The organism is Actinomadura sp. NEAU-AAG7, from assembly GCF_018603865.1.
GTDB classification, from domain to species: Bacteria; Actinomycetota; Actinomycetes; order Streptosporangiales; family Streptosporangiaceae; genus Spirillospora; species Spirillospora litoris.
In genome coordinates, this window is record NZ_JAHFZY010000012.1 from 134,301 (window position 1) to 159,564 (window position 25,264).

General features: G+C 73.8%; 23 protein-coding genes. 12 read left to right on the plus strand and 11 right to left on the minus strand.

Translation table 11 applies throughout. The features are described 5' to 3' along the window. Positions 1-26: 26 nt before the first annotated feature. From KLI87_RS38125 to KLI87_RS38150, 6 genes are all read left to right on the plus strand, one after another. The gene (locus KLI87_RS38125) at positions 27-2,012 is read left to right on the plus strand and encodes a thioredoxin domain-containing protein (RefSeq protein ID WP_214620883.1); all 1,986 of its coding nucleotides are present in this window, start codon (positions 27-29) and stop codon (positions 2,010-2,012) included. Between the two features lie 230 nt (positions 2,013-2,242). Further along, positions 2,243-3,418, plus strand: coding sequence for a C40 family peptidase (locus tag KLI87_RS38130; RefSeq protein ID WP_214620884.1), 1,176 nt, complete (start codon positions 2,243-2,245; stop codon positions 3,416-3,418). A gap of 96 nt (positions 3,419-3,514) precedes the next feature. Continuing rightward, the gene (locus KLI87_RS38135) at positions 3,515-4,036 is read left to right on the plus strand and encodes a hypothetical protein (protein ID WP_214620885.1); all 522 of its coding nucleotides are present in this window, start codon (positions 3,515-3,517) and stop codon (positions 4,034-4,036) included. A 163-nt stretch (positions 4,037-4,199) separates the two neighbouring features. Continuing rightward, positions 4,200-5,075: an isoprenyl transferase gene (locus tag KLI87_RS38140; RefSeq protein ID WP_281378117.1), complete on the plus strand. Its 876-nt coding sequence runs from the start codon at positions 4,200-4,202 to the stop codon at positions 5,073-5,075. Between the two features lie 126 nt (positions 5,076-5,201). After that, the gene (locus KLI87_RS38145) at positions 5,202-6,554 is read left to right on the plus strand and encodes a PhoH family protein (protein WP_214620886.1); all 1,353 of its coding nucleotides are present in this window, start codon (positions 5,202-5,204) and stop codon (positions 6,552-6,554) included. 524 nt (positions 6,555-7,078) lie between these two features. Then, entirely contained in the window at positions 7,079-7,990 is a 912-nt protein-coding gene (locus tag KLI87_RS38150) for a lytic transglycosylase domain-containing protein (RefSeq protein ID WP_214620924.1), read from the plus strand. A gap of 70 nt (positions 7,991-8,060) precedes the next feature. Here KLI87_RS38150 and KLI87_RS38155 read toward each other — a convergent pair whose 3' ends face one another. The 4 genes from KLI87_RS38155 to KLI87_RS38170 form a co-directional block, all read right to left on the minus strand. Beyond that, on the minus strand, positions 8,061-9,461 hold the full coding sequence (locus KLI87_RS38155; RefSeq protein WP_214620887.1) for an aspartate ammonia-lyase: 1,401 nt from the start codon (positions 9,459-9,461) through the stop codon (positions 8,061-8,063). An 85-nt stretch (positions 9,462-9,546) separates the two neighbouring features. Then, positions 9,547-10,809: a serine/threonine-protein kinase gene (locus KLI87_RS38160; protein ID WP_156219040.1), complete on the minus strand. Its 1,263-nt coding sequence runs from the start codon at positions 10,807-10,809 to the stop codon at positions 9,547-9,549. A 101-nt stretch (positions 10,810-10,910) separates the two neighbouring features. Then, complete coding sequence (locus tag KLI87_RS38165; RefSeq protein ID WP_214620888.1) at positions 10,911-12,554, minus strand: fumarate hydratase; 1,644 nt, start codon at positions 12,552-12,554, stop codon at positions 10,911-10,913. Further along, entirely contained in the window at positions 12,554-13,492 is a 939-nt protein-coding gene (locus tag KLI87_RS38170) for a DMT family transporter (protein WP_156219038.1), read from the minus strand. Before KLI87_RS38170 ends, KLI87_RS38165 begins: the two co-directional genes overlap by 1 nt. A 115-nt stretch (positions 13,493-13,607) precedes the next feature. On the opposite strand from KLI87_RS38170, the gene KLI87_RS38175 reads away from it, so the two are divergent. Together KLI87_RS38175 and KLI87_RS38180 are read left to right on the plus strand one after the other, a co-directional pair. After that, positions 13,608-15,041, plus strand: a complete 1,434-nt coding sequence (locus KLI87_RS38175) for a PLP-dependent aminotransferase family protein (protein ID WP_214620889.1) — start codon at positions 13,608-13,610, stop codon at positions 15,039-15,041. Positions 15,042-15,070: 29 nt separating this feature from the next. Continuing rightward, on the plus strand, positions 15,071-15,301 hold the full coding sequence (locus KLI87_RS38180) for a hypothetical protein (RefSeq protein WP_156219037.1): 231 nt from the start codon (positions 15,071-15,073) through the stop codon (positions 15,299-15,301). Positions 15,302-15,337: 36 nt separating this feature from the next. Here the strand turns inward: KLI87_RS38180 and KLI87_RS38185 are convergent, their stop codons facing one another. From KLI87_RS38185 to KLI87_RS38195, 3 genes are all read right to left on the minus strand, one after another. Beyond that, complete coding sequence (locus KLI87_RS38185; protein ID WP_214620890.1) at positions 15,338-16,561, minus strand: MFS transporter; 1,224 nt, start codon at positions 16,559-16,561, stop codon at positions 15,338-15,340. 111 nt (positions 16,562-16,672) lie between these two features. Next, positions 16,673-17,488 (minus strand): ABC transporter permease, encoded by an 816-nt coding sequence (locus tag KLI87_RS38190; RefSeq protein WP_214620891.1) that lies wholly within the window; start codon positions 17,486-17,488, stop codon positions 16,673-16,675. Beyond that, positions 17,485-18,486, minus strand: a complete 1,002-nt coding sequence (locus KLI87_RS38195; protein ID WP_156219034.1) for an ABC transporter ATP-binding protein — start codon at positions 18,484-18,486, stop codon at positions 17,485-17,487. The genes KLI87_RS38190 and KLI87_RS38195 overlap by 4 nt, the downstream gene beginning before the upstream one ends. 83 nt (positions 18,487-18,569) lie before the next feature. Here KLI87_RS38195 and KLI87_RS38200 point away from each other — a divergent pair, with 83 nt between their 5' ends. After that, positions 18,570-19,178, plus strand: coding sequence for a DUF1707 domain-containing protein (locus KLI87_RS38200; RefSeq protein WP_214620892.1), 609 nt, complete (start codon positions 18,570-18,572; stop codon positions 19,176-19,178). A 15-nt stretch (positions 19,179-19,193) separates the two neighbouring features. On the opposite strand, the gene KLI87_RS38205 is transcribed toward KLI87_RS38200, so the two are convergent. Continuing rightward, a complete protein-coding gene (locus KLI87_RS38205; RefSeq protein ID WP_308166535.1) occupies positions 19,194-20,006 on the minus strand; it encodes a DUF4245 family protein in 813 nt (270 codons plus the stop codon). Between the two features lie 20 nt (positions 20,007-20,026). After that, entirely contained in the window at positions 20,027-20,692 is a 666-nt protein-coding gene (locus KLI87_RS38210; RefSeq protein WP_156219032.1) for a TetR/AcrR family transcriptional regulator, read from the minus strand. Between the two features lie 192 nt (positions 20,693-20,884). Here KLI87_RS38210 and glpX point away from each other — a divergent pair, with 192 nt between their 5' ends. Beyond that, positions 20,885-21,919 carry a class II fructose-bisphosphatase gene (glpX, locus tag KLI87_RS38215; protein ID WP_156219031.1) on the plus strand — a complete coding sequence of 345 codons (1,035 nt, stop codon included), beginning with the start codon at positions 20,885-20,887 and terminating at the stop codon, positions 21,917-21,919. A gap of 30 nt (positions 21,920-21,949) precedes the next feature. Here glpX and KLI87_RS38220 read toward each other — a convergent pair whose 3' ends face one another. Further along, entirely contained in the window at positions 21,950-22,177 is a 228-nt protein-coding gene (locus tag KLI87_RS38220) for an exodeoxyribonuclease VII small subunit (protein ID WP_214620894.1), read from the minus strand. Between the two features lie 12 nt (positions 22,178-22,189). Beyond that, positions 22,190-23,410, minus strand: coding sequence for an exodeoxyribonuclease VII large subunit (xseA, locus tag KLI87_RS38225; protein WP_214620895.1), 1,221 nt, complete (start codon positions 23,408-23,410; stop codon positions 22,190-22,192). A gap of 110 nt (positions 23,411-23,520) precedes the next feature. Here xseA and KLI87_RS38230 point away from each other — a divergent pair, with 110 nt between their 5' ends. Then, entirely contained in the window at positions 23,521-23,946 is a 426-nt protein-coding gene (locus tag KLI87_RS38230; RefSeq protein ID WP_308166538.1) for a MarR family transcriptional regulator, read from the plus strand. Between the two features lie 77 nt (positions 23,947-24,023). Further along, on the plus strand, positions 24,024-25,232 hold the full coding sequence (locus KLI87_RS38235; protein WP_214620896.1) for an MFS transporter: 1,209 nt from the start codon (positions 24,024-24,026) through the stop codon (positions 25,230-25,232). The last annotated feature ends 32 nt before the right edge of the window (positions 25,233-25,264 follow it).

Consider the following 25,264-nt stretch of genomic DNA (forward strand, 5'->3'; position numbering starts at 1 on the left):
CGCCGCGATCGGGCAGGATCGGAGGCATGAACCGGCTCAAGGACGCGACCAGCCCGTACCTGCTGCAGCACGCCGGCAACCCGGTGGACTGGTGGGAGTGGGGCGAGGAGGCGTTCGCCGAGGCCCGGCGGCGCGACGTCCCGGTGCTGCTGTCGGTGGGCTACGCCGCGTGCCACTGGTGTCACGTGATGGCCCACCAGTCCTTCGAGGACGGCGGGACCGCCCGGATCATGAACGAGCTGTTCGTGAACATCAAGGTCGACCGGGAGGAGCGGCCGGACATCGACGCCGTCTACATGGAGGCCACCCAGGCCATGACCGGCCAGGGCGGCTGGCCGATGACGGTGTTCATGACCCCGGAGGGGCATCCGTTCTACTGCGGGACCTACTTTCCGCGCGCCCAGTTCCGGGCGCTGCTCCAGGCCGTCGACAAGGCGTGGACGGAACGGCGCGAGGACGTCGTCGGGCAGGGGCGGCAGGTCGTCTCCGCGCTGACCGCGCGGGGGAGCGGGCTCGCCGGCGAGGCGGCGCCGGAGGAGGAGCGGCTCGCGCACGCGGTGCGGGTGCTCGCGGAGTCCTTCGACGCGGCGCGCGGCGGGTTCGGCGGGGCGCCCAAGTTCCCGCCGTCGATGGCGCTGGAGTTCCTGCTGCGCCACCACGCGCGGACGGGCGACGGCGGCGCGCTCGCGATGGCCGCGCGCACCCTGGAGGCGATGGCCAGGGGCGGGCTCTACGACCAGCTCGGCGGGGGGTTCGCGCGGTACTCGGTGGACGCGGAGTGGGTCGTCCCGCACTTCGAGAAGATGCTCTACGACAACGCGCTGCTGGCGCGGGTCTACGCGCACTGGTGGCGGCTGGCCGGCTCGCCGTTCGCGAAGCGGGTCGCGCTGGAGACGTGCGACTGGATGCTGCGCGACCTCCGCACGGAGGACGGCGGGCTCGCCTCGGCGCTGGACGCCGACAGCGAGGGCGAGGAGGGGAAGTACTACGTCTGGACTCCGGCGCAGTTGCGCGAGGTCCTCGGGGAGGACGACGGCGCGTACGCGGCGGGCCTGTTCGAGGTGACGGGGACGTTCGAGCACGGGACGTCCGTCCTGCAGCTTCTCAGCGACCCGGAGGACCCCGAGCGGTACGAGCGCGTGCGGACGGCCCTGCTGTCGGCGCGCGCCCACCGGGTGCCTCCCGCGCGGGACGACAAGGTCGTCGCCGCCTGGAACGGGCTCGCGGTCGCGGCGCTGGCCGAGTGCGGCGCGCTGTTCGACCGTCCCGACCTGGTGCGGGCGGCGGAGGAGGTCGCCCGGCTCCTCGACGACGTGCACATGCGTGACGGGCGGTTGGTCCGCACGTCGCGCGACGGGGTCGCCGGGGCGAATTCCGGGGTCCTGGAGGACTACGCGGACGTGGCCGAGGGGTTGCTGGCCCTGCACGCGGTCACCGGGGACGCGGCGCACGTGCGGCGCGCGGGTGGCCTGCTCGATACCGTCCTGGAAAGGTTCGGTGACGGTTCCGGCGGCTTCTACGACACCGCCGACGACGCCGAGCGGCTGTTCCGGCGGCCGCAGGACCCGACCGACAACGCGACGCCCTCGGGGCAGTTCGCGGCGGCGGGGGCGCTGCTGTCGCTCGCGGCGCTGACGGGGTCGGAGCGGCACCGCGAGGCCGCGGTCGCCGCGCTCGGGCCGGTCGGGCCGCTGGCCGGGGAGCACGCGCGGTTCGCGGGCTGGGGGCTGGCGGTCGCGGAGGCGCTGGTCACGGGACCGGCGGAGATCGCCGTCGTCGGCGCGCGCGACGACGCGCGCACGCGCGACCTGCACCGGGCCGCGCTGCTGGCGGTCGCGCCGGGCGCCGTGGTGAGCGTCGGCGAGCCGGGCGCGGGGGACGTGCCGCTGCTGGAGGGACGGGGGCTCGTGGACGGTGCCCCGGCGGCGTACGTGTGCCGCGGGTTCACCTGCCGGCTGCCCGTGACGGCCCCCGCGGACCTGAACCGCGAACTACGTGGGTTGTTGGATTAATTGTCCATTTTGTGGCACCGTGACCTTGGTCTCACCCAGACCGGGAAACGGCGGGGACGCGGCTGACCAATGGGGCGGGGACGGGGATACCCGGCGACGCGTGGGGTATCTGGACGTCGGTCGCTCCGCTGGGCCATAGTCGTGGAGCCGGGCCGTAGCCGTTCAACCGGGGCCGTCGCCGTGCGTGCCGCCGTGGTAGAACGGGCATCGACCAACGAGGGAGCGTCGCTGTGCGAAAGCCGAACCGCCGGGTCCTGCCCACGCTCGTCGGCGTTTCCGTACTCACCACTCTCAGCGTGAACGGCGCCGTGCTGGTCGTGCGCGACGGCGATGGCGGCTCGCCGCTGCGGGGCGACCAGCGGGCCCAGTTCGTCGCCGCGTCGGCCTCGCTCTCCTCCCGGGCCGTGGCGCCGCTGTCCAAGCGGCTCACCCCGCACGTGCTGGTCGCCGCCCCGTCCACGCTCCCGGCCGAGGTGGTCGACAAGGTCCGCGCGGAGAAGGGCGTCCAGGGCGTCGAGGTCGTGGACGCGGTGCAGGGCATGGTCGCGGGCAAGCGGGTCGGGCTGCTCGGCGTCGAGCCGTCCACGTTCCGCAACTACACGCCGAAGCCGACCGCGCAGTCCGACGGGCTGTGGCGGAACGTGGCCGCGGGCGACGTCGCGATCTCCTTCACGATGGGCAACGACGGCGGCGTCCGGCTCGGCAGCCAGGTTCCCGCCGGGGGCCGCCAACACCCGGCGCAGCTGCGCGTCGGCGCGTACGCGACGATGGGCATCAGCGACGTGGACGCCGTGGTCTCGCACACCACCGCGCAGTCGCTCGGCATGCCGACCGGCAACGCGATGCTGATCAGCGTCCCGAAGGGCAAGCCCGCCGCCTTCATCAAGCGGCTGAAGAAGGTGCTGCCCAAGGACGCCAGGGCCGTCGAGATCAACCCCGAGATCGACTACCCGAAGGCGGGCGGCGACGAGGACGTGCCGACCGCGCGCGGCCAGGTCATGACCGCGAGCCAGGTCCGCACCGTCATCCGCGCCGCCTACACGCGGATCGGCTGGCCGTACGTGTGGGGCGGCGAGTCCGAGGCCGAGGGCGGCTACGACTGCTCGGGCCTGATGCAGTACGCCTTCGCCCGCGCCGGGATCAAGCTGCCCCGCGTGGCCGCCGACCAGGCGCGCGCGGGATGGGTCATCCCCTACGCCAAGGCCCAGCCGGGCGACATGCTGATCTGGGCCAACGACCCGACCGCGCCCGGCTACATCTCCCACATCGCCCTCTACCTCGGCGAGGGCAAGATGCTCGCCGCGCCGAGGACGGGCCTGCGCGTCCAGGTCCAGGACGTCTACACCCGCAACATGCGCGGCGCCGTCAGGGTCAGCCCGAAGACGGTCGCCGGCCTCTCCGGCTGACCCCCGCCGCCTCCGCAGCACCTCTCCGGCCCACGGTCGACTCCGATCGTCCGCGGGCCCTGCCGCTTGTGCCGATGGCGATGTAATGTTGATTACATGACTACCAACGAATCAGCGGAGCAGTTGCGGGGCTGGTTCTCCGGACGGCTCCCCGAGGGCTGGTTCGAAGGGCCGCTGGAGGTCGTGCTCGACCGCGAGGAGGTCAGCGTCGTCGGCCGCCTCCCCGAGCCCGACGGCGCGGCCGAGGTCTCGCAGACCGAGCGGGCCGCGCTGTTCGCCGGGCACATCCAGCGCTTCCGCGAGGACACCCGCGACAAGCGCATCGCGATCGCCCGCGAGGCCGAGCACCGCTTCGGCCACAAGGTCTCCTGGGGCGCCGACTGCGGCGACCAGCGGGAGATGTTCACGACGCTGTCGGTGCCGGTCATGACCCGGCTGCGGCAGCCCGAGCGCCGCGTCCTGGACACGCTCGTGGACGCCGGTGTGGCGCGCAGCCGCAGCGACGCCCTCGCCTGGTGCGTGCGCCTGGTGGGCAAGAACACCGACGAGTGGCTCTCCGAACTGAGGACGGCTCTCCAGTACGTGGAGCGGGCCCGCGCCGCCGGTCCCCAGCCCTGACCGGCGCCCGACCCCGCGCGGATGCCCGCCAGGCCGGATCCGGCCGCGGGCGCCCCGCAGCGCGTCAGCCTGATATCACCGGAACGGTGGGAGAAGTATCGCCGTCAGGCCATAATTGAGCGGCGTTCGCGCACCAGGGACCGTCGCTCGAAGGGATGCCTGCATGGGGGTTCGGCGTAGCGGGATGTCGCGCGGCGGCGCGCGGAGGGAAGGGGTGCGCCGCAACCCCTCGGACGGCGGCGCCGTCACGTCGGCGATCCGCCGCAGCGGCCCGTACGCGACCGTCCGCGACGCGGTCTACCGGATGTACGAGCGCCGCGTCGAGGCGTCGCTGCCCACCGACGTGACCCCCCGCCACATCGGCGTCATCCTGGACGGCAACCGGCGCTGGGCCCGCTCGATGGGGCTGGCCGACGTCAACACCGGCCACCAGCGCGGCGCGCAGAAGATCTCCGAGCTGCTCCAGTGGAGCACCGAGGCGGGGGTCGAGCACGTCACGCTGTGGCTGCTGTCCACCGACAACCTGACCCGGCCCGCGCGGGAGCTGGACCCGCTCCTGGAGATCATCGAGAACACCGTCCGCAAGCTCGCCGACGACGGCTGGCACGTCAAGCCCGTCGGCGCCCTCGACCTGCTGCCCGATAAGACCGCCCGTGTCCTGAAAGACGCGGGAGAGACCACATCGGACGCACCCGGCCTGATTGTGAACGTCGCGGTTGGGTATGGAGGTAGGCGTGAGATCGCTGATGCGGTGCGCTCTCTGCTCATCGAGCAGGCGAGCCGGGGCACCAGCATCGAGGAACTCGCCGAGGTCCTCGACGTGGAGCACATCGCGGAGCATCTCTACACGCGCGGCCAGCCGGATCCGGACCTGGTCATCCGCACCTCGGGGGAGCAGCGGCTCTCCGGCTTCATGCTGTGGCAGAGCGCCCACTCGGAATTCTACTTCTGCGAGGTCCACTGGCCGGACTTCCGCAAGGTCGACTTCCTGCGGGCCATACGCTCCTACGCCGCGCGGCATCGGCGCTACGGTACCTGACGGTCAGTCACCGGTCACCATCCCAGCACTGATCACCACCCCAGGCCCGTCCCCCATCCGGGGCGCGGGCCGTTCGGGGGTGGACTGGCGCGCCACCGGTAGTTCGCCCCTACTCAGGGAGATCGAGTGGCCACAACCCTCCCGCGCCGTCCCGAGTCCGGGAACCCGTCCGGGACGCCCGTCCCGGACCGGCGCACGTACGTCCTCGACACCAGCGTCCTGCTCGCCGACCCGGGGGCGATGACCCGGTTCGCCGAGCACGAGGTCGTACTCCCCATCGTCGTCATCTCCGAGCTGGAGGCCAAGCGGCACCACCCGGAGCTCGGCTACTTCGCCCGGCAGGCCCTGCGCGTGCTGGACGACCTGCGGCTGGAGCACGGGCGGCTGGACGAGGCGCTCCCGCTCGGCGACCAGGGCGGCACGCTGCGCGTCGAGCTCAACCACATCGACCCGTCGGTCCTGCCGGACGGCTTCCGGCTCGGCGACAACGACACCCGGATCCTGTCCGTCGCGGGCTGGCTGGCCCACGAGGGACGCGACGTCGTGCTGGTCTCCAAGGACCTGCCGATGCGGGTCAAGGCGTCGGCCGTCGGCCTGGCCGCCGAGGAGTACCGGGCCGAGCTGGCCGTGGTCGAGTCCGGCTGGACCGGGATGCGCGAGCTGGAGATCGGCGGCGGCCTGATCGAGGAGCTGTACGAGAGCGGCCGCGCCGAGATCGACGAGGCGCGCGACCTGCCCTGCCACACGGGGCTGCGGCTGCTGTCGGAGCGCGGCTCGGCGCTCGCCCGCACCCAGGCGGACAAGTCGGTGCGGCTGGTGCGCGGCGACCGGGAGGTGTTCGGGCTGCGCGGCCGCTCCGCCGAGCAGCGGATCGCGCTGGACCTGCTGATGGACGAGGACGTCGGCATCGTCTCGCTCGGCGGCCGGGCCGGCACCGGCAAGTCCGCGCTCGCGCTGTGCGCGGGCCTGGAGGCGGTGATGGAGCGGCACCGGCACCGCAAGGTCGTGGTGTTCCGGCCCCTGTACGCGGTCGGCGGGCAGGAGCTCGGCTACCTGCCGGGGTCGGAGAACGAGAAGATGTCGCCCTGGGCGCAGGCCGTCTACGACACGCTGTCGGCGGTGACGACGCCGGAGGTCATCGACGAGGTTTTGGACCGTGGCATGTTGGAGGTCCTGCCGCTCACCCACATCCGGGGCCGCTCGCTGCACGACGCGTTCGTGATCGTGGACGAGGCGCAGTCACTGGAGCGCGGCGTGCTGCTGACCGTGCTGTCGCGCATCGGCGCGGGCTCGCGGGTCGTGCTCACCCACGACGTGGCGCAGCGCGACAACCTGCGGGTCGGCCGGCACGACGGCGTCGCGGCGGTGGTGGAGAAGCTGAAGGGGCATCCGCTGTTCGCGCACGTGACGCTGACCCGGTCGGAGCGCTCGCCGATCGCGGCGCTGGTGACCGACATGCTCGGCGACGTCGGCGCCTGACGCCCCGCCCGTGTGCCCGGCGGCGCCTCCGCCTGGAGGCGCCGCCGGGTCGCGGCCGCCGATGATCTACGGACGGTGATCGCCCGCCGCCGCTGCGTTGGCATGTGAGGAACATCACACCCATGCCGGTGTGAAGGTGGATCCCCAGCTCTCCAGGACGTTTCGGCGCCGTTCACGCCGAGTTGACAACGGTCCCGGCACTCCCACTTATCTCGTTTCGGTTGCGGAGCAGCCCTCGTGCTCGGGCATTGTGTCCTGACGTAAGCACCCCCCGAACGGTGCCCGACCGCAGCGCGCCCCCTGAGTCACGCGCGAACGGACACGGCGCCGGTCTCGGCCCGGGGCCGCCGCCAGGCGGCCGGCGGGCCGGGGTGGAAACAGTTCGCGCGCGCGTCCATACGCGTGCGACCGTCGGAAGGGCCGCCTTGTACGGAGACCGCCCCGGGTCCCCTAGGCGAGACGATCGACAGAGCTTCGACCCCCAGCAGCCCCCGGCGGGCGCGCCGCACGAGGACGACGTGCGGGTGGCCGGCTCCCCGGCCGCGCCGAGCGCCCCGGCGGGCGACACGCTCGGCTTCCAGGCCGTCGGCCCCGGCGTCCCCACCGGCCCCACCGGCCCCACCGGCCCCACCGGCCCCACCGGTCCGACCGGCCCCGAGGGGGCCGACGAGATCGTCTCCGGCGCGCGGATGCCCGGACCGTCCGGTCCCAAGGGCAGGCGGGGCTCCTCCGGGCGCCCCCGGAAGCCCTCCGAGGGCACCGGCCGCCGCAACGGCGTGCGGATCGCGGCGGTCGTCGCGGGCGCCGCGGTCGTGGTCGGCGGCGGCGCGGTCGCCGCGCTCGCGCTGACCGGCGGCGACGGCGGTACCGCGGACAAGGCCACGGTCGCCTCCACGCCGCTCGCGGACGCGGCGGCCCCCAAGGTCGACCCCAAGGTCATGGAGGAGAAGCGGCGCAAGCAGGCGCTCGACCGCGCCTCCCGCGCCGTCCGCGACGAGGACGGCAAGGGCCCCTCCCTCCAGCCCAAGGGCGAGCCGATCCCCACCAAGACGCCCGAGAAGGAGAAGGGCGGCGACGGCGGCGGCGGCAACGGCAACGGCGGTCCGACCGGCGACCCCGTCCCGGCGGGCGAGGCGCAGGAGCTCGCCAAAGGTCTGATGGGGGGCTACGGCCCCGCGTTCAGGAAGGCCGGCCAGTTCGGCTGCCTGGTGGACCTGTGGAACAAGGAAAGCCACTGGAACACCCACGCGAACAACCCCACCTCCGGCGCGTACGGGATCCCGCAGGCGCTGCCCGGCTCCAAGATGGCCAGCGCCGGGCCCAACTGGCAGAACAACGCCACCACGCAGATCAAGTGGGGCCTCGGCTACATCAAGGGCCGCTACGGCAGCCCGTGCTCGGCGTGGAACCACTCCGAGTCCGTCGGCTGGTACTGATCACAGGTCGTCCGGCGCCCGGAGCGGGCGCCGGACGACGGCCGTGCCACCCGCCGTGTCAGCCGCCGTGTCAGCCGCGTGACGCGTTCGTCATGCGCAGGACGTCGAGCGCCTCGTCCAACTGCTCGACGGTCAGCTTCCCGTCCTCGACGTAGCCGCGCTCCAGCACGACCTCCCGGATCGTCCTGCGCTCGGCGAGCGCCTGCTTGGCGACCTTCGCCGCCTCCTCGTAGCCGATGTAGCGGTTGAGCGGCGTCACGATCGACGGCGACGACTCGGCGTACTCGCGCAGCCGCTCGACGTTCGCCTCGATCCCGTCCACGCAGCGGTCCGCGAGCAGCCGCGACACGCTCGCCAGCAGCGCGACCGACTCCAGCACGTTGCGCGCCAGCATCGGCAGCATCACGTTCAGCTCGAAGCTGCCCGCCGCGCCGCCGAACGCGACCGCCGCGTCGTTGCCGATGACCTGCGCGGCGACCTGCGTGACCGCCTCGGGGATCACCGGGTTCACCTTCCCCGGCATGATCGAGGAGCCGGGCTGCAGGTCGGGCAGCGCGATCTCGGCGAGCCCGGCGCGCGGCCCCGAGCCCATCCAGCGCAGATCGTTGGCGATCTTGTTGAGGCCGACCGCGACCGTGCGGAGCGCGCCGCTCGCCTCCACCAGGCCGTCCCGCGCGCCCTGCGCCTCGAAGTGGTCGCGCGCCTCGGTCAGCGGCAGGCCGGTGACGCGGGCGATCTCGGCGATGACGCGCCCGCCGAAGCCCTCCGGGGTGTTGATGCCGGTGCCGACCGCCGTGCCGCCGAGCGGCAGCTCCGCGAGCCGCGGCAGGACGGCCTCCAGCCGCTCCACCCCGTACCGCACCTGCGCGGCGTAGCCGCCGAACTCCTGGCCGAGCGTGACGGGCGTCGCGTCCATGAGATGGGTGCGCCCGGACTTCACGACGGTCGCGAACTCCTCGGCCTTGCGGGCGAGCGCCGCCTCCAGGTGCGCCAGCGCGGGCACGAGATCGTTCAGGACGGCCCCGGTGGCCGCGACGTGGATCGAGGACGGGAACACGTCGTTGGACGACTGAGAGGCGTTCACGTGGTCGTTGGGGTGCACGGGACGGCCGAGCCGCTCCTGCGCGAGCGTCGCGACGACCTCGTTGGCGTTCATGTTGGACGAGGTGCCCGACCCGGTCTGGAACACGTCGATGGGGAACTGGTCGTCCCAGCGTCCGGCGGCGACCTCCAGCGCCGCCTCGCGGATCGCCTCCGCCACATCCGCGTCGAGGACGCCCAGCTCGGCGTTGACGGCCGCCGCGGCGGCCTTGATCTGGCCGAGCGCGGCGATGTGCGCGGGCTCCAGCGTCCGGCCCGAGATCGGGAAGTTCTCCACCGCGCGCTGGGTCTGGGCGCGCCACTTCGCCGCGGCCGGCACCCGGACCTCGCCCATGGAGTCGTGCTCCACCCGGAACTCCTGCTCGGTCATCTGACAAGCCACCTCCGACACCGACGTCATGTCCTCACCGGTGGCAGCCATGCGCGGGCCCCCCGCATTCCCGGGCCCGCGCGGGTCAGTCGCCGGGCGCGGCCCTGTTCAGGCTGTAGCTTTTCCGCTCGCCGGGCGAACCGAGGGGCTTCTGGCGCCCGTTCACCCAGACGTCGCAGGCGGAGGCGTCGTAGATGACGGCGTTGAGCCGCGGCTGGTCGTACTTGCGGACCTCGCCCTCCACGAGCGTCGCGTCGGTGAGGACGGTGCTCACGCCGCCGGGCACCGACACGAAGATCTTGCAGGTGGCGTTGCGGGCCCGGACCGCGAGCGTGCTGGAGGCGACGCCCGCCGGGACGCCCGGCGCGGGCGGATCGGAGGCGGGCGGGGCGGGGGAGGAGCCGGAGTTCTTCGTCATCCCGACGATGAGCGCGGTGGCGCCGATGCCGCAGGAGGCGACGGTGGCGCCGATCAGCCCGATCACGACCATGACCCGGTAGCGGGGCGTCTCCGCGCGGCGGGCCCGGCGGGGGCCGGTGAGCGCGCGCTCCAGCCGGTCGGCGGCGCGGGCGTGGCTGAGGCGGCGGGTGGGGTTCTTCTCCAGCAGCCCGGTGATCACCGGTGCGAGCGCGCCCGCGTGCTGCGGCGCCGGGATCGACTCGTTCGCGAGCGCGCTGAGCGTCGCCATCACGTTGTGCCGCTCGAAGGGCGGGCGCCCCTCCAGCGCCGCGTACAGGGTCGCGCCGAGGGACCACAGGTCCGAGCGGGGGGTGGCCTTCTCCCCGGCGGCGACCTCCGGCGCCACGTAGGCGGGGGACCCCATGAAGTGCCCCGTCTTGGTCAGGCTGGCCGAGCCCGAGGAGAACGCCAGGCCGAAGTCGGTGAGCACGACCCGGTCGCCGTCCAGCAGCACGTTGCTGGGCTTGAGGTCGCGGTGCACGATCCCGGCCCGGTGCGCGATGTCGAGCGCGTCCAGCAGCGCGCGGCCGATGTGCGCGACGCGGGCGGGCGGGAGCGGTCCCGACCCCTCGATGAGCTGTTCGAGGTTGGGGGCCTCGATCATCTCCATCACGATCCAGGGCCGGCCCTGTTCGATGACGACGTCGTACACCTCGACGATGTTGTGCGTCCGCAGCTGGGCGGGGGCGCGCGCCTCGCGGAGGGTACGGCGGTAGAAGACCACCCGGTCGTCCTCGGAGAGTTCATCGGGGAGCCGCAGCTCCTTGATCGCGACGGCGCGATCGAGGAGTTCGTCATGCCCTCTCCACACGGTGCCGTTGGCACCCTGACCCAGCTCCGAGACCAGCCGGTAGCGCGTCGCGAGCACGAGGCGCTCAGACTGAGACATGGCCGAAAAGATACCGGAGTGGCCGTGCGGTCATCGGTGAGACCTTCGTACCAAGTTGGATTTCGGACCAATAATATGATCTAGCGGCTTATATCCCCTAGTCAGCCCCGCCGGCCGATGGACAGGACGGGTCCGGTGGTGTCGGCGAAAAAATCCTCGCCCTTGTCGTCGACCACGATGAACGCCGGGAAGTCCTCGACTTCGATCTTCCACACGGCCTCCATGCCGAGCTCGGGGTACTCCAGGACCTCGACCTTGCGGATGCAGTCCTGCGCGAGCCGCGCGGCGGGGCCGCCGATCGAGCCGAGGTAGAAGCCGCCGTGCGCGGCGCACGCGTCGGTCACCTGCTTGGACCGGTTGCCCTTGGCGAGCATGACCAGCGAGCCGCCCGCCGCCTGGAACTGCTCGACGTAGGAGTCCATCCGCCCGGCCGTGGTCGGGCCGAACGAGCCGGACGCGTAGCCCTCCGGCGTCTTGGCCGGGCCCGCGTAGTAGACGGCGTGGTCGCGCAGGTACCCCGGCATCGGCTCACCCGCGTCCAGCCGCTCCTTGATCTTGGCGTGCGCGATGTCGCGGGCCACCACCAGCGGCCCGGTCAGCGACAGCCGCGTCTTCACCGGGTACCGGGTCAGCTCCGCGCGGATCTCGCTCATCGGACGGTTCAGGTCGATCCGCACCACCTCGTCGTCGAGGTGCTCGTCGGTCGTGTCGGGCAGGTACCGCGCGGGGTCGGTCTCCAGCCGCTCCAGGAACACGCCGTCCGCCGTGATCTTGGCGAGGGCCTGCCGGTCGGCGCTGCACGACACCGCGATCGCGACCGGGCAGGACGCGCCGTGCCGGGGCAGCCGGATCACCCGCACGTCGTGGCAGAAGTACTTGCCGCCGAACTGCGCGCCGATCCCGAGCCGCCGGGTCAGCTCGAACACCTGGAGCTCCAGCTCCAGGTCGCGGAACCCGTGGCCGAGCGGCGAGCCCTCGCTCGGGACGGTGTCGAGGTAGTGCGCCGAGGCGTACTTGGCGGTCTTGAGCGCGTACTCGGCGGACGTCCCGCCCACGACGATCGCCAGGTGGTAGGGCGGGCACGCCGCCGTCCCCAGCGACCGGATCTTCTCCTCCAGGAACGTCATCATCCGCTTGGGATTCAGGACGGCCTTGGTCTCCTGGTAGAGGAACGACTTGTTGGCGCTGCCGCCGCCCTTGGCCATGAACAGGAACTTGTACGCCTCGCCCTGGGACGCGTACAGCTCGATCTGCGCGGGCAGGTTGCTGCCGGTGTTCTTCTCGTCCCACATCGTCACCGGCGCCATCTGGGAGTAGCGCAGGTTCAGCTTCGTGTACGCGTCGTAGACGCCCCGGGAGATGTGCTCCTCGTCGCGCCCGTCGGTGAGGACGTGCTGGCCGCGCTTGCCCATCACGATCGCGGTGCCGGTGTCCTGGCACATGGGCAGGACGCCGCCGGAGGCGATGCCCGCGTTCTTCAGCAGGTCCAGCGCGACGAACCGGTCGTTGGGGGAGGCCTCGGGGTCGTCCAGGATCCGGCGGAGCTGCGCCAGGTGCGCGGGGCGCAGCAGGTGCGCGATGTCGCGCATCGCGGTCTCGGTGAGCAGCCGCAGCGCCTCCGGCTCGACCTGCAGGAACGTCCGCCCGCCCGCCTCGAACCGCGACACGCCCTCGGAGGTGAGGAGCCGGTAGTCGGTGTCGTCGGGGCCGAGCGGCAGCAGGTCGGTGTAGGAGAACTCAGGCATCAGGCAGAACCTCGCGCGAACTCGATGGGGGCCGTCCCAGGGGGCTCGATGGGGGCCGCCTCACAGGGTACGACCCGGGCGCGCAGGCCGACGACGACCCCCGCCGCCACGAGCGCGGCCCCGCCGAGGTCGGCCGGGCCCGGGGTGTCCAGGCCGAGCGCCACGGTCGCGATCACGGCGCTGACCGGGATGGCCCCGGCGAACAGGCCCGCGCGGTCGGGGCCGAGGCGGCCGAGCGCGTCGTACCAGAGCAGGAACGCGATCGTCGTGACGATCACCGAGAGGTAGCCCAGGCCCGCGAGCTCCGGGCCGGTGGGGACGCGCAGGACGGCGCCGCCGTCGCGCACCAGGCCGACCGCGAGCAGCATCGGCGCCGCGAGGCCCGCCGAGTAGGCCGACACCCGCAGCGGCCCGAGCCTCGGCAGCAGCGGGACGGCCAGCAGCGAGAAGCACACCTCGCCGCCGAGCGCGCCGAGCGAGAGCAGCAGCCCCTGCGCGCTCGCGCCGCCCAGGCCGCTCGCGAGCCCCGCCCCGGCGGCGACCACGCACGCCGACAGCACGACCGGCAGGGTCGGGCGGCGCCGCTCCATCAGCGGCCCCACCACCGCCAGCACGATCGGGACCGTCGCGATCACCGTCCCGATCGTGGCCGGGCTGGTGTCGCGGGTGGCGAACACGATGCACACGTTGAACGCGGCGAGGCCCGTCGCGGCGAGCGCCGCCAGCAGCGCCCACTCGCGCGGCCTGGGCCACCGGGCGGGGGTGCGGTCCAGGCGGACGACCAGCAGCAGGATCAGCGCGGCGACCGCGTACCGGACGGCCTGCCCGCCGAACACCGGGTAGTCGGAGATCGTCGCGGACACGGCCGCCAGCGAGCCGACGAGGAACATCGCGGTCCCGGCGCCCGCCATGCCGCGGCGGCTGGAGTTCAGGTTCATGACATGGCACGTTATGGCGTGTTTGGTCTGTGAAACAGGGCCAATCGCCGCACTGTGTCCTGGACCAAAACTCCGGGCCGTGACACGCCACGTCCCCTCGGACGCTGAACGTGATGTGACCGACCTTCATCTCCCCCTCGACCGGGCCGCCGGACGGCTGTCGGCGCAGATCGCCGCGGGCTTCCGGGCGGCCGTCCGATCCGGCCGGCTCACGGCGGGGACCCGGCTGCCGTCGAGCCGCGACCTGGCCCGCGACATGGACGTCTCCCGGGGCGTCGTCGTCGCCGCCTACGAACAGCTCACCGCCGAGGGCTTCCTCGTGGCCCGGCGCGGTGACGGGACCCGGATCGCGCCGCTGGCCCGCCCCGACGAGCCGCCGGGCGCGGCGTCCCCCGAGCCCTCCCGCGCCGACGCGCCGCAGGCCGGCGCCGCCGCCGGTGCCGAGGGCGCCCGCCCCTACGACCTGCTGCCGGGCCACCCCGACCTCGCGTCCTTCCCCCGCGACCGCTGGCTGGCCGCCGCCCGCGCCGCGCTGCGCACGCTGCCGAGCGACGCCCTCACCTACCCCGATCCCGGCGGCGTCGCCGCGCTGCGCGCCGAGCTGGCCGCCTACCTCTCGCGGGTCCGCGCCGCGCACGCCGACCCGACCCGCGTGGTGATCATGAACGGGGTCGCGCACGGGCTGTCGGCGCTGGTGAGCCTGCTGCGGGCGGACGGGCACACGGTGCTCGCGGTGGAGGACCCGACGAGCGTCCGGCAGCTGCCGATGCTGGAGGCGGGCATCCGCGTCGCCCGCGTCCCGGTGGACCCCGAGGGCCTGAGCGTCGACGACCTGGCCCGCACCGGGGCCCGCGCGGTGCTGGTCACGCCCGCGCACCAGTACCCGACCGGCGTGGTGCTGTCGGCGCGGCGCCGCGCCGCGCTGATCGCCTGGGCCCGCGCGGTGAACGGCCTGATCATCGAGGACGACTACGACGCCGAGTTCCGCTACGACCGCGAGCCGGTCGGCTGCCTCCAGGGCGTCGACCCCGACCGGGTCGTGCTGCTCGGCTCGGTGAGCAAGTCGCTCGCGCCCGCGCTCCGGCTCGGCTGGGCCGTGGCGCCGCCCGTCCTGGCCGAGCGGCTGCGCGCGCACCGCGCCCACACCGACCTCGGCGCGCCCGTCCTGGAGCAGTACGCACTCGCCGAGTTCATCAGGGGCGGCGGCTACGACCGGCACCTGCGCACGATGCGGCGCAGGTACCGGGCCCGGCGGGACGCGCTGGCGGGCGCGCTCCGCGACCACGTGCCCGGCGCGATGGTTCAGGGCGTCTCAGCGGGCATCCACCTGTACGTGGAGCTTCCCCCCGGATGCGACGAGGAGCGGGTGGCGGCCGCCGCCGGGCGCGCCGGCGTCGCCGTCGCGGGCGCCCGCCAGATGTGGTCGCCCGCGCGCGCCGGACGCGCCGCGCCCGCGCTCGTCCTCGGTTACGCCAGGCAGAGCGAGCCCCGGCTGGTCAAGGCGGCGGAACTGCTGGGGCAGGCGGTTGCCAGGGAGGCTCGCGGGTAGGAACACGGTCCCCGGTGTAGGAGGTATGGATGAGTCTGGAAGAGGCCGCGCGGCAGCTCAAGATGGCCGGCCACGACGCGCAGGTGGCCTTCGACTGCGTCGGGCTCGGCGAACTCGACCGGGCGCAGGAGCACGCCGTCACCCTCCGCGCCGCCGCCGACGCCGCCGAGGTCGCGCTGACCCAGGCGTTGAAGGACCTCACGCCCGAACAGGCGCAGGTCGAGGGGGAACGTGCCATCACCGCGCTGGAGGACGCCTGACCTCCTCGGCGCGGTAGGGCGGAGGGGCGAGGTTCGTCAGAAGCCCGCGGTGGCGGCGCCCGGCCGGGCGCCGCCACCGGCGGGCGCGGGGTCGAAGCCCCGCGCGGTGACGAACACGACCAGGACCAGCGCCGCCGGGACGGCAAACGCCATCCGCAGCCCGTGCTCCGCGCTGACCGGCGCGATCGCGCCGACGACCGCCGCGCCGAGCACGAACCCGACGTAGTTGAAGATGTTGACGCGGGCGACCGCCACGCCGAGCCCGGTGGGGTCGACCCGTCCGGCGGCGGAGAAGGCGACCGGCGCGATCACGCTGAGGCCGAGCCCGGCGACCGCGAACGCCGCGATCGCGAGGGCCGCGTTCGGCGCCGCCACCACCCCGGCCATGCCGGCGAGGCCGACGGCGCCGCCGAGCCGCACCACCCGCACCGGGCCCGAGCGGCGGACGGCGAGGTCCGCCACCGCCCGGCTCGCGACCATCGCGACCTGGTAGCCGACGTAGCCGAGCGGCGCGACCCAGTCGGAGCCGGACAGCTCGTCGTCCAGGTACTTGGCGCCGTAGGAGGAGATCGCCGCGTCGGCGAGGTAGGCGACGGCCATCGCCGCGCCCACCACCAGGATCGGGCGCCACGGGACGCGGCGCCCGGCCGCCCGCAGCTCCCGCGCGGACGGCCCGCCGCCCTCCTCCGCCCGCCCGTACAGGCGCGGCCCGGTGGCGAGCGAGGCCGCGGCGCCGGCGACCGCCGCGACCGCGAAGGCGGTGCCGAGCGGGAGGTCCACCCGGTTGGACAGCGACGACCACAGGCCGCCGAGGATCCCGGCGAGGCTCCACACGGCGTAGAAACCGGTGATGAGGCTGACCCCGTACCGGCGCTCGACCGCGACGCCCTGCGCGTTCATCGAGGCGTCCACCGCGCCGACGAACAGCCCGAACAGCGCGACCGCCGCGTACAGCGGGAGGTCGTGGTCGCCGGTGAGGCCGATCACCGCGATCGTCAGCGCCACGGCGGGCTGCGCCGCGCGCAGCACCGGCGCGCTCCCGATCCGCTGGAACAGCGCGCCCGAGACGACGCTGCCGACCCCGGCGACCAGCGGGACCGTCAGCAGCACCAGCGACAGCGTCCCGTCGCCGAGGTGGTGGGCCTTCTGGATCCGCGGGATCTGCGTGACCAGCGAGGCGAAGCACAGCCCCTGGACGGCGAACGCCGCGTACGCGGCGGACCGGGCCCGCCGGTCCCGCGCGGTGATGCTCTGGCCCATGCCGCCCGACCTCTCCGCGCCGCTTCCCGCCGCGTCCCGCCGCGAAATGTGAAGAAAGTTCGCGTCAGAGTAGGGACAGGTGGCGGCCGGGGTCAATCGGCCGGCGGGGCCTCAGTCGATGAGGCGGCGGCGCATCCCCCGGACGGCGATGATCCACATCAGCGCGGCGAACAGCACCAGCGCGCCCAGATGGCCGAGATCGGCCGGCGGGCGCAGCCCGAAGACCGCGTGCCGCACCAGCTCCACGCAGTGGTACAGCGGGTTGAGGTGCGCCGCGAACCCGACCCAGCCGGGCAGCGTGCCGATGGGGAAGAACGTCCCGGCGATCAGGAACAGCGGCGTCACCACCCCGGTGATCACGTAGTCGAAGGAGTTGATCGAGGGGACGACCGCCGAGGTCCACATCCCGAACAGGCCGAACCCGAGCGCGGTGAAGAACGCGACGACCGGCACCAGCAGCATGCCGAAGGAGGGGTCCAGGCCGAAGCACAGCGCCACGACCAGCGGCGAGCACGAGTACACCGCCGACTTCGCCGCGATCCACAGCGCCTCGGCCGTCACCAGCTCGTGCACGTCCACCGGCGCGGCCAGCATGCCGGAGTAGGTGTGCTGGAACACCCGCCGGATGTAGCTGTTGAACATCCCCGGGAAGATCGAGGTGAACAGCGCCGCCGTCCCGACCACGCCGGTCGCGACGAAGTCGAGGTAGCGGTAGTCCCCGATCGCCGCGACCATCGAGCCGAACCCGTAGCCGAAGGCCAGCAGGAAGAACGTCGGCTCGACGATCGAGGCGAACGACTGCGACTTCCAGTAGCGCTTGTAGAGGGCCAGCTCGTGCCGCCACACGCCCTTGATCGGCGCCATCTCGAACCGCCTGAGGCGCGGGGCCCGCTCCGCCCGCGCCGCCCGCTCCGCCTGCGCGGTCATTCCACCCGCTCCCCGGTCAGCACCACGAACACGTCCTCCAGGCTGGACGCGCGGCGGACCCCGTCGGGGCCGAGCGCCTCGTCCAGCGACGGCGGGATCGTCTCGGCCCGCAGCACCGACACCGAGGGCCCGGTGCGGCGGGTGGGCAGCCCCGCGCCGCGGGCCAGCCGCTCGACGTCGGAGAGCCGCTCGGGCGGGCCGTAGTGCTCCACCACCAGCTCGCCCGCGTGCTCGGCGACGAGGCTCGCGGGCGTCCCGCGCGCGATCACCCTGCCGTGCGACATCAGCGCGCACTCGTCGGCGAGCCGCTCGGCCTCCTCGATGTAGTGCGTCGACATCAGGACGGTCGTGCCGGCGGCGCGCAGCCCGTCGATCAGCCCCCACAGCTCGGCGCGGACCTGCGGGTCCAGGCCGACGGTCGGCTCGTCCAGCAGGACCAGGGCCGGGCGGTGCACGAGGCCGCGCGCGATCAGCAGCCGCCGGCGCATCCCGCCGGACAGGTCGTCGACCTTCGTGAGCTGCCGCTCGGTGAGGTGCGCCAGCGCCAGCGCGTCGTCGACCGCCTGCCGCCGCTTCCCGCGCGGCACCCGGTACAGGTGCGCGAACACCTCCAGGTTCTCGCGGGCGGTCAGCTCCTCGTCGAGGTTGTCCTGCTGGGGGACGACCCCCATCGCCGCCCGCGCGCGCTTGGACTCGCGCGGGACCGGGAAGCCGAGCACGTGGATCGTTCCCTCGGTGGGGACGGCCTGCGCGGTCAGCAGCTTCATCGTCGTCGACTTCCCGGCGCCGTTCGGGCCGAGCAGCCCTAGGCAGACGCCGGAGGGGACGTCGAGGTCGAGGCCGTCCACCGCGGTGAAGTCGCCGAAGCGCTTGACGACGCCCCGGAGGCTGACCGCCGCCGGTGCGGCCCCACCGTCCCCGGCGGCCGCGACGCGGGTCTGGACTCTCGCGGGGGGACGACCGTCCCCACCCTCCGGATCGGACCGTTGCACCGTCATCCCGTCACCCTAGGTAGAGGGGCAGGCCGAACCCCAGCGATTTTTCTCGCGGAACACCATCGCCCGGACGTTACCCTCTAGACGTGGAGATTCCCCGGCGTCCGGCCGCCGAACAGGCGACGCGCGTCCGCGACCTGCGCGCCTCCGACGCCGACCGGGAGCGCGTCGCCGCCGTGCTCGCCGAGGCCCTCGCCGACGGGCGGCTGAGCATCGAGGAGCACGCCGACCGCGCCTCCCGCGTCTACGAGGCCCGGACGCTGGGCGACCTGACCGGGCTGACCGGCGACCTCGGCCCCGAGGAGGCCCAGCCGATCCTCGTGGACGACCGCCCGCTCACCGTGTTCTTCGGCCGGACGCGGCGCGAGGGGCGCTGGGTCGTGCCCGTCCGGCTCCCGCTGCTCGCCCTGTTCGGCACCGTCGAGCTGGACCTGCGCGAGGCCGTCCTGCAGCGGCGCCACATCGTGCTGGACGCGACCGTGCTCGGCGGGCGGATCCGGCTGCTGGTGCCCGAGGGCGTCCGCGTGGAGGTGACGGGGCGCTCCGTCCTCAGCACCCGCGAGCTGCGCACCCGGCCCGGCGCCGACGGCCCGACGATCGAGGTCGGCGGCACGCTGATCTGCACGTCGGTGCGGGCGCGGGCGCCGCGGCGCTCGCTGCGCGACCGCGTCCGGGGGCGGCTCGGCCGCCGCTGACCCGGCCGCGCGCGGTCAGGAGCCGGGCTTGGCGGAGGTCGAGGGGGCCGGGATCGCGCCCTGCTTGCTCTGCGGCCGGAGCGAGGCCGCCAGGACCGCCAGCTCCTCGTAGGACGCCGTGCCGGTGACCACCAGGCTCACGCCGTCGGGCAGCGTGCGCGCGAGGGAGTTCGCCTTCTTGTCCTTGCGGTGGTACTTCATCCAGGTCACGCCGTTGACCTGCTGCGTCCCGAGCGCGTTGCGGTTGTTGGTCATGCGCGGGACGTAGTCGGAGGCCCTCTCGTTGCTCTGCTCCAGCGCGGCGTACTCATCGCTCGGCGTCACGAAGCCCAGGTGCCAGGCGACGGGCTTGCTCCCGTTCGTGTCCAGGCCGTGCAGCCGCGAGCTGGTCGGACGCCAGCCGGGCGGCAGCCCCTCGGGCGCGTAGGAGGTGAACGGCGCGCCGTTGCGCATCGCCCACTGCTGCGAGGCGTAGTCGACGGTCGGCAGCACCTCCTTGTTGCTGCGCGGCGTGATCAGGAAGATCGCCGCCACCATCAGCAGGCAGGCGCCCATCGCCATCGTGAAGCCGCCGAGGCCCGTGGTCAGCCGCTTGTGGACGCCCGGACTCACCTGGACGACCTGCCGCGCCGGCGCCTGCTCGCCCTCCGGGGCCCGCTCGCCCTCCGGGGCCCGCCCGGTCTCGGCAGCCCGCTCGGTCTCGGGGCCCCGCTCGGTCTCCGGGGCCTGTCCGGTTTCCGGGGTCTGCCCGGGTTCCGGGGCGGCTTCGGGCCCGGCGGGGGCGGTCTGCGCGGCGCCCTCGGCCGGGGCAGGGGTCTTGTCGCTCACCCCTCCAGGATCCCGCACGCTCAGCGCTGCTCCGTACGGGGGTTGCGGATCGTGCCGAGGATCGCCATGACCTCGCCCGCGAGGCGGCGCGCGGCGCCCTCGTCGTCCATCAGTGAGATCTCCGACACGGCGCCCGCCATCGCGCCGGTCAGCACCATGACCAGCGCCTCGTCGACGCCGCCGTCGTCGGTGTGGAACAGCGCCGCGTTGCGGCGGGCCCAGCGGGTCAGGCGCTGGCGCATCACCCGGTCGAACCCGGGCGGGCCGTCGCCGGAGATGAACAGCCGCGAGACGTCGCGCTGGGCGAGGCAGCCGTCGAGGTAGGCGCGGGCCCCGGCGATGAACTGCCGCATCGGGTCGGTCTCGCCCGCCTCCCGCACGGTGCTGATCGCCTCGCGGGTGCGCTCCTGCTGCGCGGCCTGGAACTCCTCGAACAGCGTGAGGTACAGGTCGGCCTTGCCGTTGAAGTGGTGGTAGAGGCTCCCGACGCTGGCCCCGGCCTTCGCGACGATGTCGGTGACCGCCGCCTGCGCGAAGCCGGACTCGCAGAAGACGTCCCGCGCCGCGTCCAGCAGGGCGCCGCGGGTCGCGGCGCCGCGGTCGGAGGTCCGCGCGGGGTCGCCCGCGGCGCGCGCGGAGCCGTTGCGCGGCACCCCGCCGGACGAGACGTCCATGTCGCTGCTCATGGTGCCTGAGATTACGCCCTCTTCCACGGGGGAAACGATCCCTTGCCCACGCGCCCGCCGAATCCGCCCTCGTCGCGGTGCCCGGCGCACGTCCGGCGCTCTCGCGCGTCCGCTCTGGTCTGGTCCAATTTGTGGGCCGCCGTCCGGTCCGCAGAGAATCCGAGTCACCATCGACCGAAGGGGCCGTCCGCCATGACCGACGACACCACCGTCTCCTCCCCGCTCGCGACCGAGCCCGCCGCGCCGGATCGCAACCTCGCGATGGAGCTCGTCCGGGTCACCGAGGCCGCCGCGCTGGCCGCCGGCCGCTGGGTCGGGCGCGGCGACAAGAACGGCGCGGACGGCGCGGCCGTGAACGCCATGCGCCAGCTGATCAACACCGTGTCCATGCGCGGCGTCGTCGTGATCGGCGAGGGCGAGAAGGACAACGCGCCCATGCTCTACAACGGCGAGGAGGTCGGCGACGGCGGCGGCGCCGAGTGCGACGTCGCGGTCGACCCGGTGGACGGCACCCGGCTGACCGCGCTCGGCATGAACAACGCGATCGCGGTGCTGTCGGTGGCGCCGCGCGGGTCGATGTTCGACCCGTCCGCCGTCTTCTACATGGAGAAGCTGGTGACCGGCCCCGAGGCGGCCGGCGCCGTGGACATCGGGCGCCCGATCGCCGACAACATCCGGGCCGTCGCCCGCGCCAAGGGCTCCTCGCCGCACGACGTGACCGTCTGCGTCCTGGACCGCCCGCGCCACGAGGGCATCGTCAAGGAGGTCCGCGAGGCGGGCGCGCGGATCAAGTTCATCCTGGACGGCGACGTCGCCGGCGCGATCATGGCGTGCCGCCCCGGCACCGGCGTCGACCTGCTGCTCGGCATCGGCGGCACCCCCGAGGGCATCATCGCCGCGTGCGCGATCAAGGCGCTGGGCGGGGTGATCCAGGGCCGGCTGTGGCCGCAGGACGACGCCGAGCGGCGCAAGGCGCAGGACGCGGGGCACGACCTCGGCCGCGTGCTGACCACCGACGACCTGGTGACCTCCGACGACGTGTTCTTCGCCGCGACCGGCATCACCGACGGCGAACTCGCCGACGGCGTCCGCTACGGCAAGGACACCGCGGTCACGCACTCGCTGGTCATGCGCTCGCGCAGCGGCACGATCAGGACGATCTCCAGCGAGCACCAGCTCGGCAAGCTCCGCGCCTACAGCTCGATCAACTTCGACACGGCGGTGTAGCGGGGTCGGCAGGGACGGGCGCGCCCGGGGTCAGAAGGGGGCGGGCGCGTCCGCGCCGCCGTTCTCGGGCGGCGCCATGGCGGCGGCGAGCCGGGCGCGCGCGCCCTCCAGCCACTCCTCGCAGATCGCGGCGAGCCGCTCGCCGCGCTCCCACAGGCCGAGGGACTCCTCCAGCGTCAGCCCGCCCGCCTCCAGCCGCTTGACGACGTCGGTCAGCTCGTCCCGTGCCTGCTCGTACGACAGTTTCTCTTCGGCCACCCGTCCACCCTCTCACTCCCGGCCCGGTCCGACGCCCGAGACCGTCACGCCGAGGCGCCCGCCCGACAGCCGGACGAGGAGCCGCTCGCCCTCCTTGACCTCCGCCGGCTCGCGGACGACCGACGCGTCCTCCCGCTGGAGGATCGCGTAGCCGCGGTCCAGCGTCGCGGCGGGGGAGAGGGCCAGCAGCCGGGCGCGGGTGTGGGACAGCTCGTCCCCGGCCCGGTCGAGGGCCCCGGCGAGGCAGCGCCGCGCCCGGTCGCGCAGGGCCAGCACCCGCTCGGACTGCCGCTCCACCTCCCGGACCGGGTCGGCCAGCGCGGGCCGCGACCGGACCGCCTTCAGCCACGCCAGCTCCCGCTCCACGCCGCCCGCCAGGCACCGGCGGCCCCGGTCGCGCAGCTGCCGGACGAGCTGGAGCTGCTCGCGCACGTCCGGGACGGTCCGCTTGGCGGCGTCGGTGGGCGTGGAGGCCCGCACGTCCGCGACCAGGTCGAGCAGCGGGCTGTCCTGCTCGTGGCCGATCGCGCTGACCACCGGGGTGCGGGCGGCCGACACCGCGCGCACGAGCGCCTCGTCGGAGAAGGGCAGCAGGTCCTCCATCGCGCCGCCGCCCCGGGCGATGATGATCACTTCGACGGCGGGGTCGGCGTCGAGCCTGCGCAGCGCCTCCATCACCTCGCCGACCGCGTACGAGCCCTGGACGGCGGTGTTCTCGACCTGGAACGCGACGGCGGGCCAGCGGCGCCGCGCGTTCTGGAGGACGTCGTGCTCGGCGTCGGAGTCCCGCCCGCAGATCAGCCCGATCTTCCCCGGCAGGAACGGCAGCGCCCGCTTGCGCTCGGGACGGAACAGGCCCTCGGACGCGAGTACCTGCTTGAGCCGCTCCAGCCGGGCCAGCAGCTCGCCGACGCCGACCGGGCGGATCTCCAGGACGCTCAGCGAGAACGTCCCCCGGTTGATCCAGAAGTCGGGTTTGGCGTGCACGACCACCCGGGCGCCGTCGGTCACCGCCGGGCCCGCCGCCTCGAACACCGCGCGCGGCCCGATGACCCGCACCGACATGTTCGCGACGGGGTCGCGCAGGGTCATGTAGACCGTCCCGCCCCGGGCGTTGAGGTCGGTGATCTGGCCCTCGACCCAGATGCGCCCGAGCCTGCCGATCCAGCCGCCGACCGCCTGCAGGACGGTCCGCACCGGCACGGGGGACTCCGCCGTGGTCTCCATCGCCATGCCCGGAAGCCTACGGTGTGCGCGTCGGGGTGTGACCGGAGCGACACCGGGACCCGTTGAACACTTAGTCGAGCTAACTTAGACTAGCTAAGTAATCGAGGAGAGCGACCGTGACCCTTTCCGACCGCGAGCTGGCCGAAGAGCTGAACCGGCGCCTGCGCCACGTGGTGCTGATGCTGCGCCGGGTGAGCGCCGACCAGCCGATCACCAGCCAGCAGCTGTCGGTGCTCGGCTCGCTGGAGGGCGGCCCGCGGCGGATGACCGAGCTGGCCGCCGAGCACGGCGTCCGGCTGCCGACGATGACCGCCCAGATCAACCGGCTGGAGCGCGACGGCCTCGTCGGGCGCGGCCGGGACGGGACCGACGCCCGCGTCGTCACCGCCCGGCTCACCCGCGCGGGCCGCGAGCAGTTGGCCGCCGGACGCGAGCGCCGGCTCGGCTACCTGGCCGAGCGGTTCGCGGGGCTGAGCGAGGAGGAGCGCGCGGCCGTCGCCGCCGCGCTGCCCGCGCTGGACAAGCTCTTCGACCGCCCCTGACCCGGGCGGGGCCGTCCGGACCGGGGCCGCCGGGGTCGCTCTCCTCGGCAAGCGCACACCCTGGAAAGGAAGGTCCCATGCGCCCCTCCGCGAAGGGCGGCGTCCTGCGGCAGCCGCTGTCGGTCTGGGCCACCGCGTTCGCCGCCGTGGTCGCCTTCATGGGCATCGGGCTGGTCGACCCCATCCTGCCCGCCATCGCCGCCAACCTGGACGCCTCGCCGAGCCAGGTGTCGCTGCTGTTCACCAGCTACTTCCTGATCACCGCGGTCGCGATGCTGCTCACCGGATGGGTGTCCAGCCGGATCGGCGGCAAGCGGACGCTGCTGATCGGGCTCGGCCTCGTCGTGGTGTTCGCCGCGCTCGCCGGGACGTCCGACAGCGTCTCCCAGCTCGTCGGCTTCCGGGCCGGGTGGGGCCTCGGCAACGCGCTGTTCGTCGCCACGGCGCTCGCCGTCATCGTGGGCGCCGCGACCGGCGGCGCGGAGTCGGCGATCATCCTCTACGAGGCCGCGCTCGGCCTCGGCATCTCCCTCGGCCCGCTCGCCGGCGCCCTGCTCGGCGACCTGAACTGGCGCCTCCCCTTCTTCGGGACGGCCGCGCTCATGGCGGCCGGCTTCCTGCTGATCACCACGCTGCTCAGGGCGACGCCCCCGCCCCCGGAGCGGACCCGGCTGAGCGCCCCGATCCGCGCGCTCGGCCACGGCGGGCTGTCCACGACCGCGTTCACCGCGCTGTTCTACAACTACGCGTTCTTCACCGTGCTCGCCTTCACCCCGTTCGTCCTCGGGATGGGCGCGCACGGCATCGGCCTGGTCTTCTTCGGCTGGGGCGTGATGGTGGCGCTCGCCTCGGTGTTCGGCGCGCCGCCCCTTCAGCGGCGGTTCGGCACCGTCCGGGTCATGTACCTGGCGCTCGGCCTGCTGATCGTGTTCCAGCTCGGGCTCGCCGCGCTCGGGCACGGCGGCGTGATCGTCTGCACGATCCTGTCCGGCATCCCGATCGGGCTGAACAACACCGCGTTCACCGAGGCGGCGATGGAGGTGTCCGACAACCCCCGCCCGGTGGCGTCCGCGGGCTACAACTTCGTCCGCTGGATGGGCGGCGCCCTCGCCCCCTACTCCGCGACGAGGCTCGCGGAAGAGGTCGACGCGGACCTGCCGTACTACGTCGGCGCCGCCTGCTGCGCCATCGCGATCGGCATCCTCGTCGTGCGGCGCCGCCACCTGGAGGCGCTGGTGCGCGTCGACGTGGACCACGCACTCCGGGACGCTCCCGCCCCGGCCTGACGTGCGACGGCCCCCGCGCCGGGGCGGGGGCC

Bases quoted from the DNA above. Each gene is read 5' to 3' on its own strand.
- xseA (WP_214620895.1), bottom strand. From the start codon at position 23,410: ATGGCGATGGAGACCACGGCGGAGTCCCCCGTGCCGGTGCGGACCGTC.
- KLI87_RS38185 (WP_214620890.1), bottom strand. From the start codon at position 16,561: ATGGGCCAGAGCATCACCGCGCGGGACCGGCGGGCCCGGTCCGCCGCG.
- KLI87_RS38125 (WP_214620883.1), top strand. From the start codon at position 27: ATGAACCGGCTCAAGGACGCGACCAGCCCGTACCTGCTGCAGCACGCC.
- KLI87_RS38160 (WP_156219040.1), bottom strand. From the start codon at position 10,809: ATGTCTCAGTCTGAGCGCCTCGTGCTCGCGACGCGCTACCGGCTGGTC.
- KLI87_RS38165 (WP_214620888.1), bottom strand. From the start codon at position 12,554: ATGCCTGAGTTCTCCTACACCGACCTGCTGCCGCTCGGCCCCGACGAC.
- KLI87_RS38155 (WP_214620887.1), bottom strand. From the start codon at position 9,461: ATGACCGAGCAGGAGTTCCGGGTGGAGCACGACTCCATGGGCGAGGTC.
- KLI87_RS38180 (WP_156219037.1), top strand. From the start codon at position 15,071: ATGAGTCTGGAAGAGGCCGCGCGGCAGCTCAAGATGGCCGGCCACGAC.
- KLI87_RS38190 (WP_214620891.1), bottom strand. From the start codon at position 17,488: ATGACCGCGCAGGCGGAGCGGGCGGCGCGGGCGGAGCGGGCCCCGCGC.
- KLI87_RS38170 (WP_156219038.1), bottom strand. From the start codon at position 13,492: ATGAACCTGAACTCCAGCCGCCGCGGCATGGCGGGCGCCGGGACCGCG.
- glpX (WP_156219031.1), top strand. From the start codon at position 20,885: ATGACCGACGACACCACCGTCTCCTCCCCGCTCGCGACCGAGCCCGCC.
- KLI87_RS38195 (WP_156219034.1), bottom strand. From the start codon at position 18,486: ATGACGGTGCAACGGTCCGATCCGGAGGGTGGGGACGGTCGTCCCCCC.
- KLI87_RS38210 (WP_156219032.1), bottom strand. From the start codon at position 20,692: ATGAGCAGCGACATGGACGTCTCGTCCGGCGGGGTGCCGCGCAACGGC.
- KLI87_RS38135 (WP_214620885.1), top strand. From the start codon at position 3,515: ATGACTACCAACGAATCAGCGGAGCAGTTGCGGGGCTGGTTCTCCGGA.
- KLI87_RS38140 (WP_281378117.1), top strand. From the start codon at position 4,200: ATGGGGGTTCGGCGTAGCGGGATGTCGCGCGGCGGCGCGCGGAGGGAA.
- KLI87_RS38235 (WP_214620896.1), top strand. From the start codon at position 24,024: ATGCGCCCCTCCGCGAAGGGCGGCGTCCTGCGGCAGCCGCTGTCGGTC.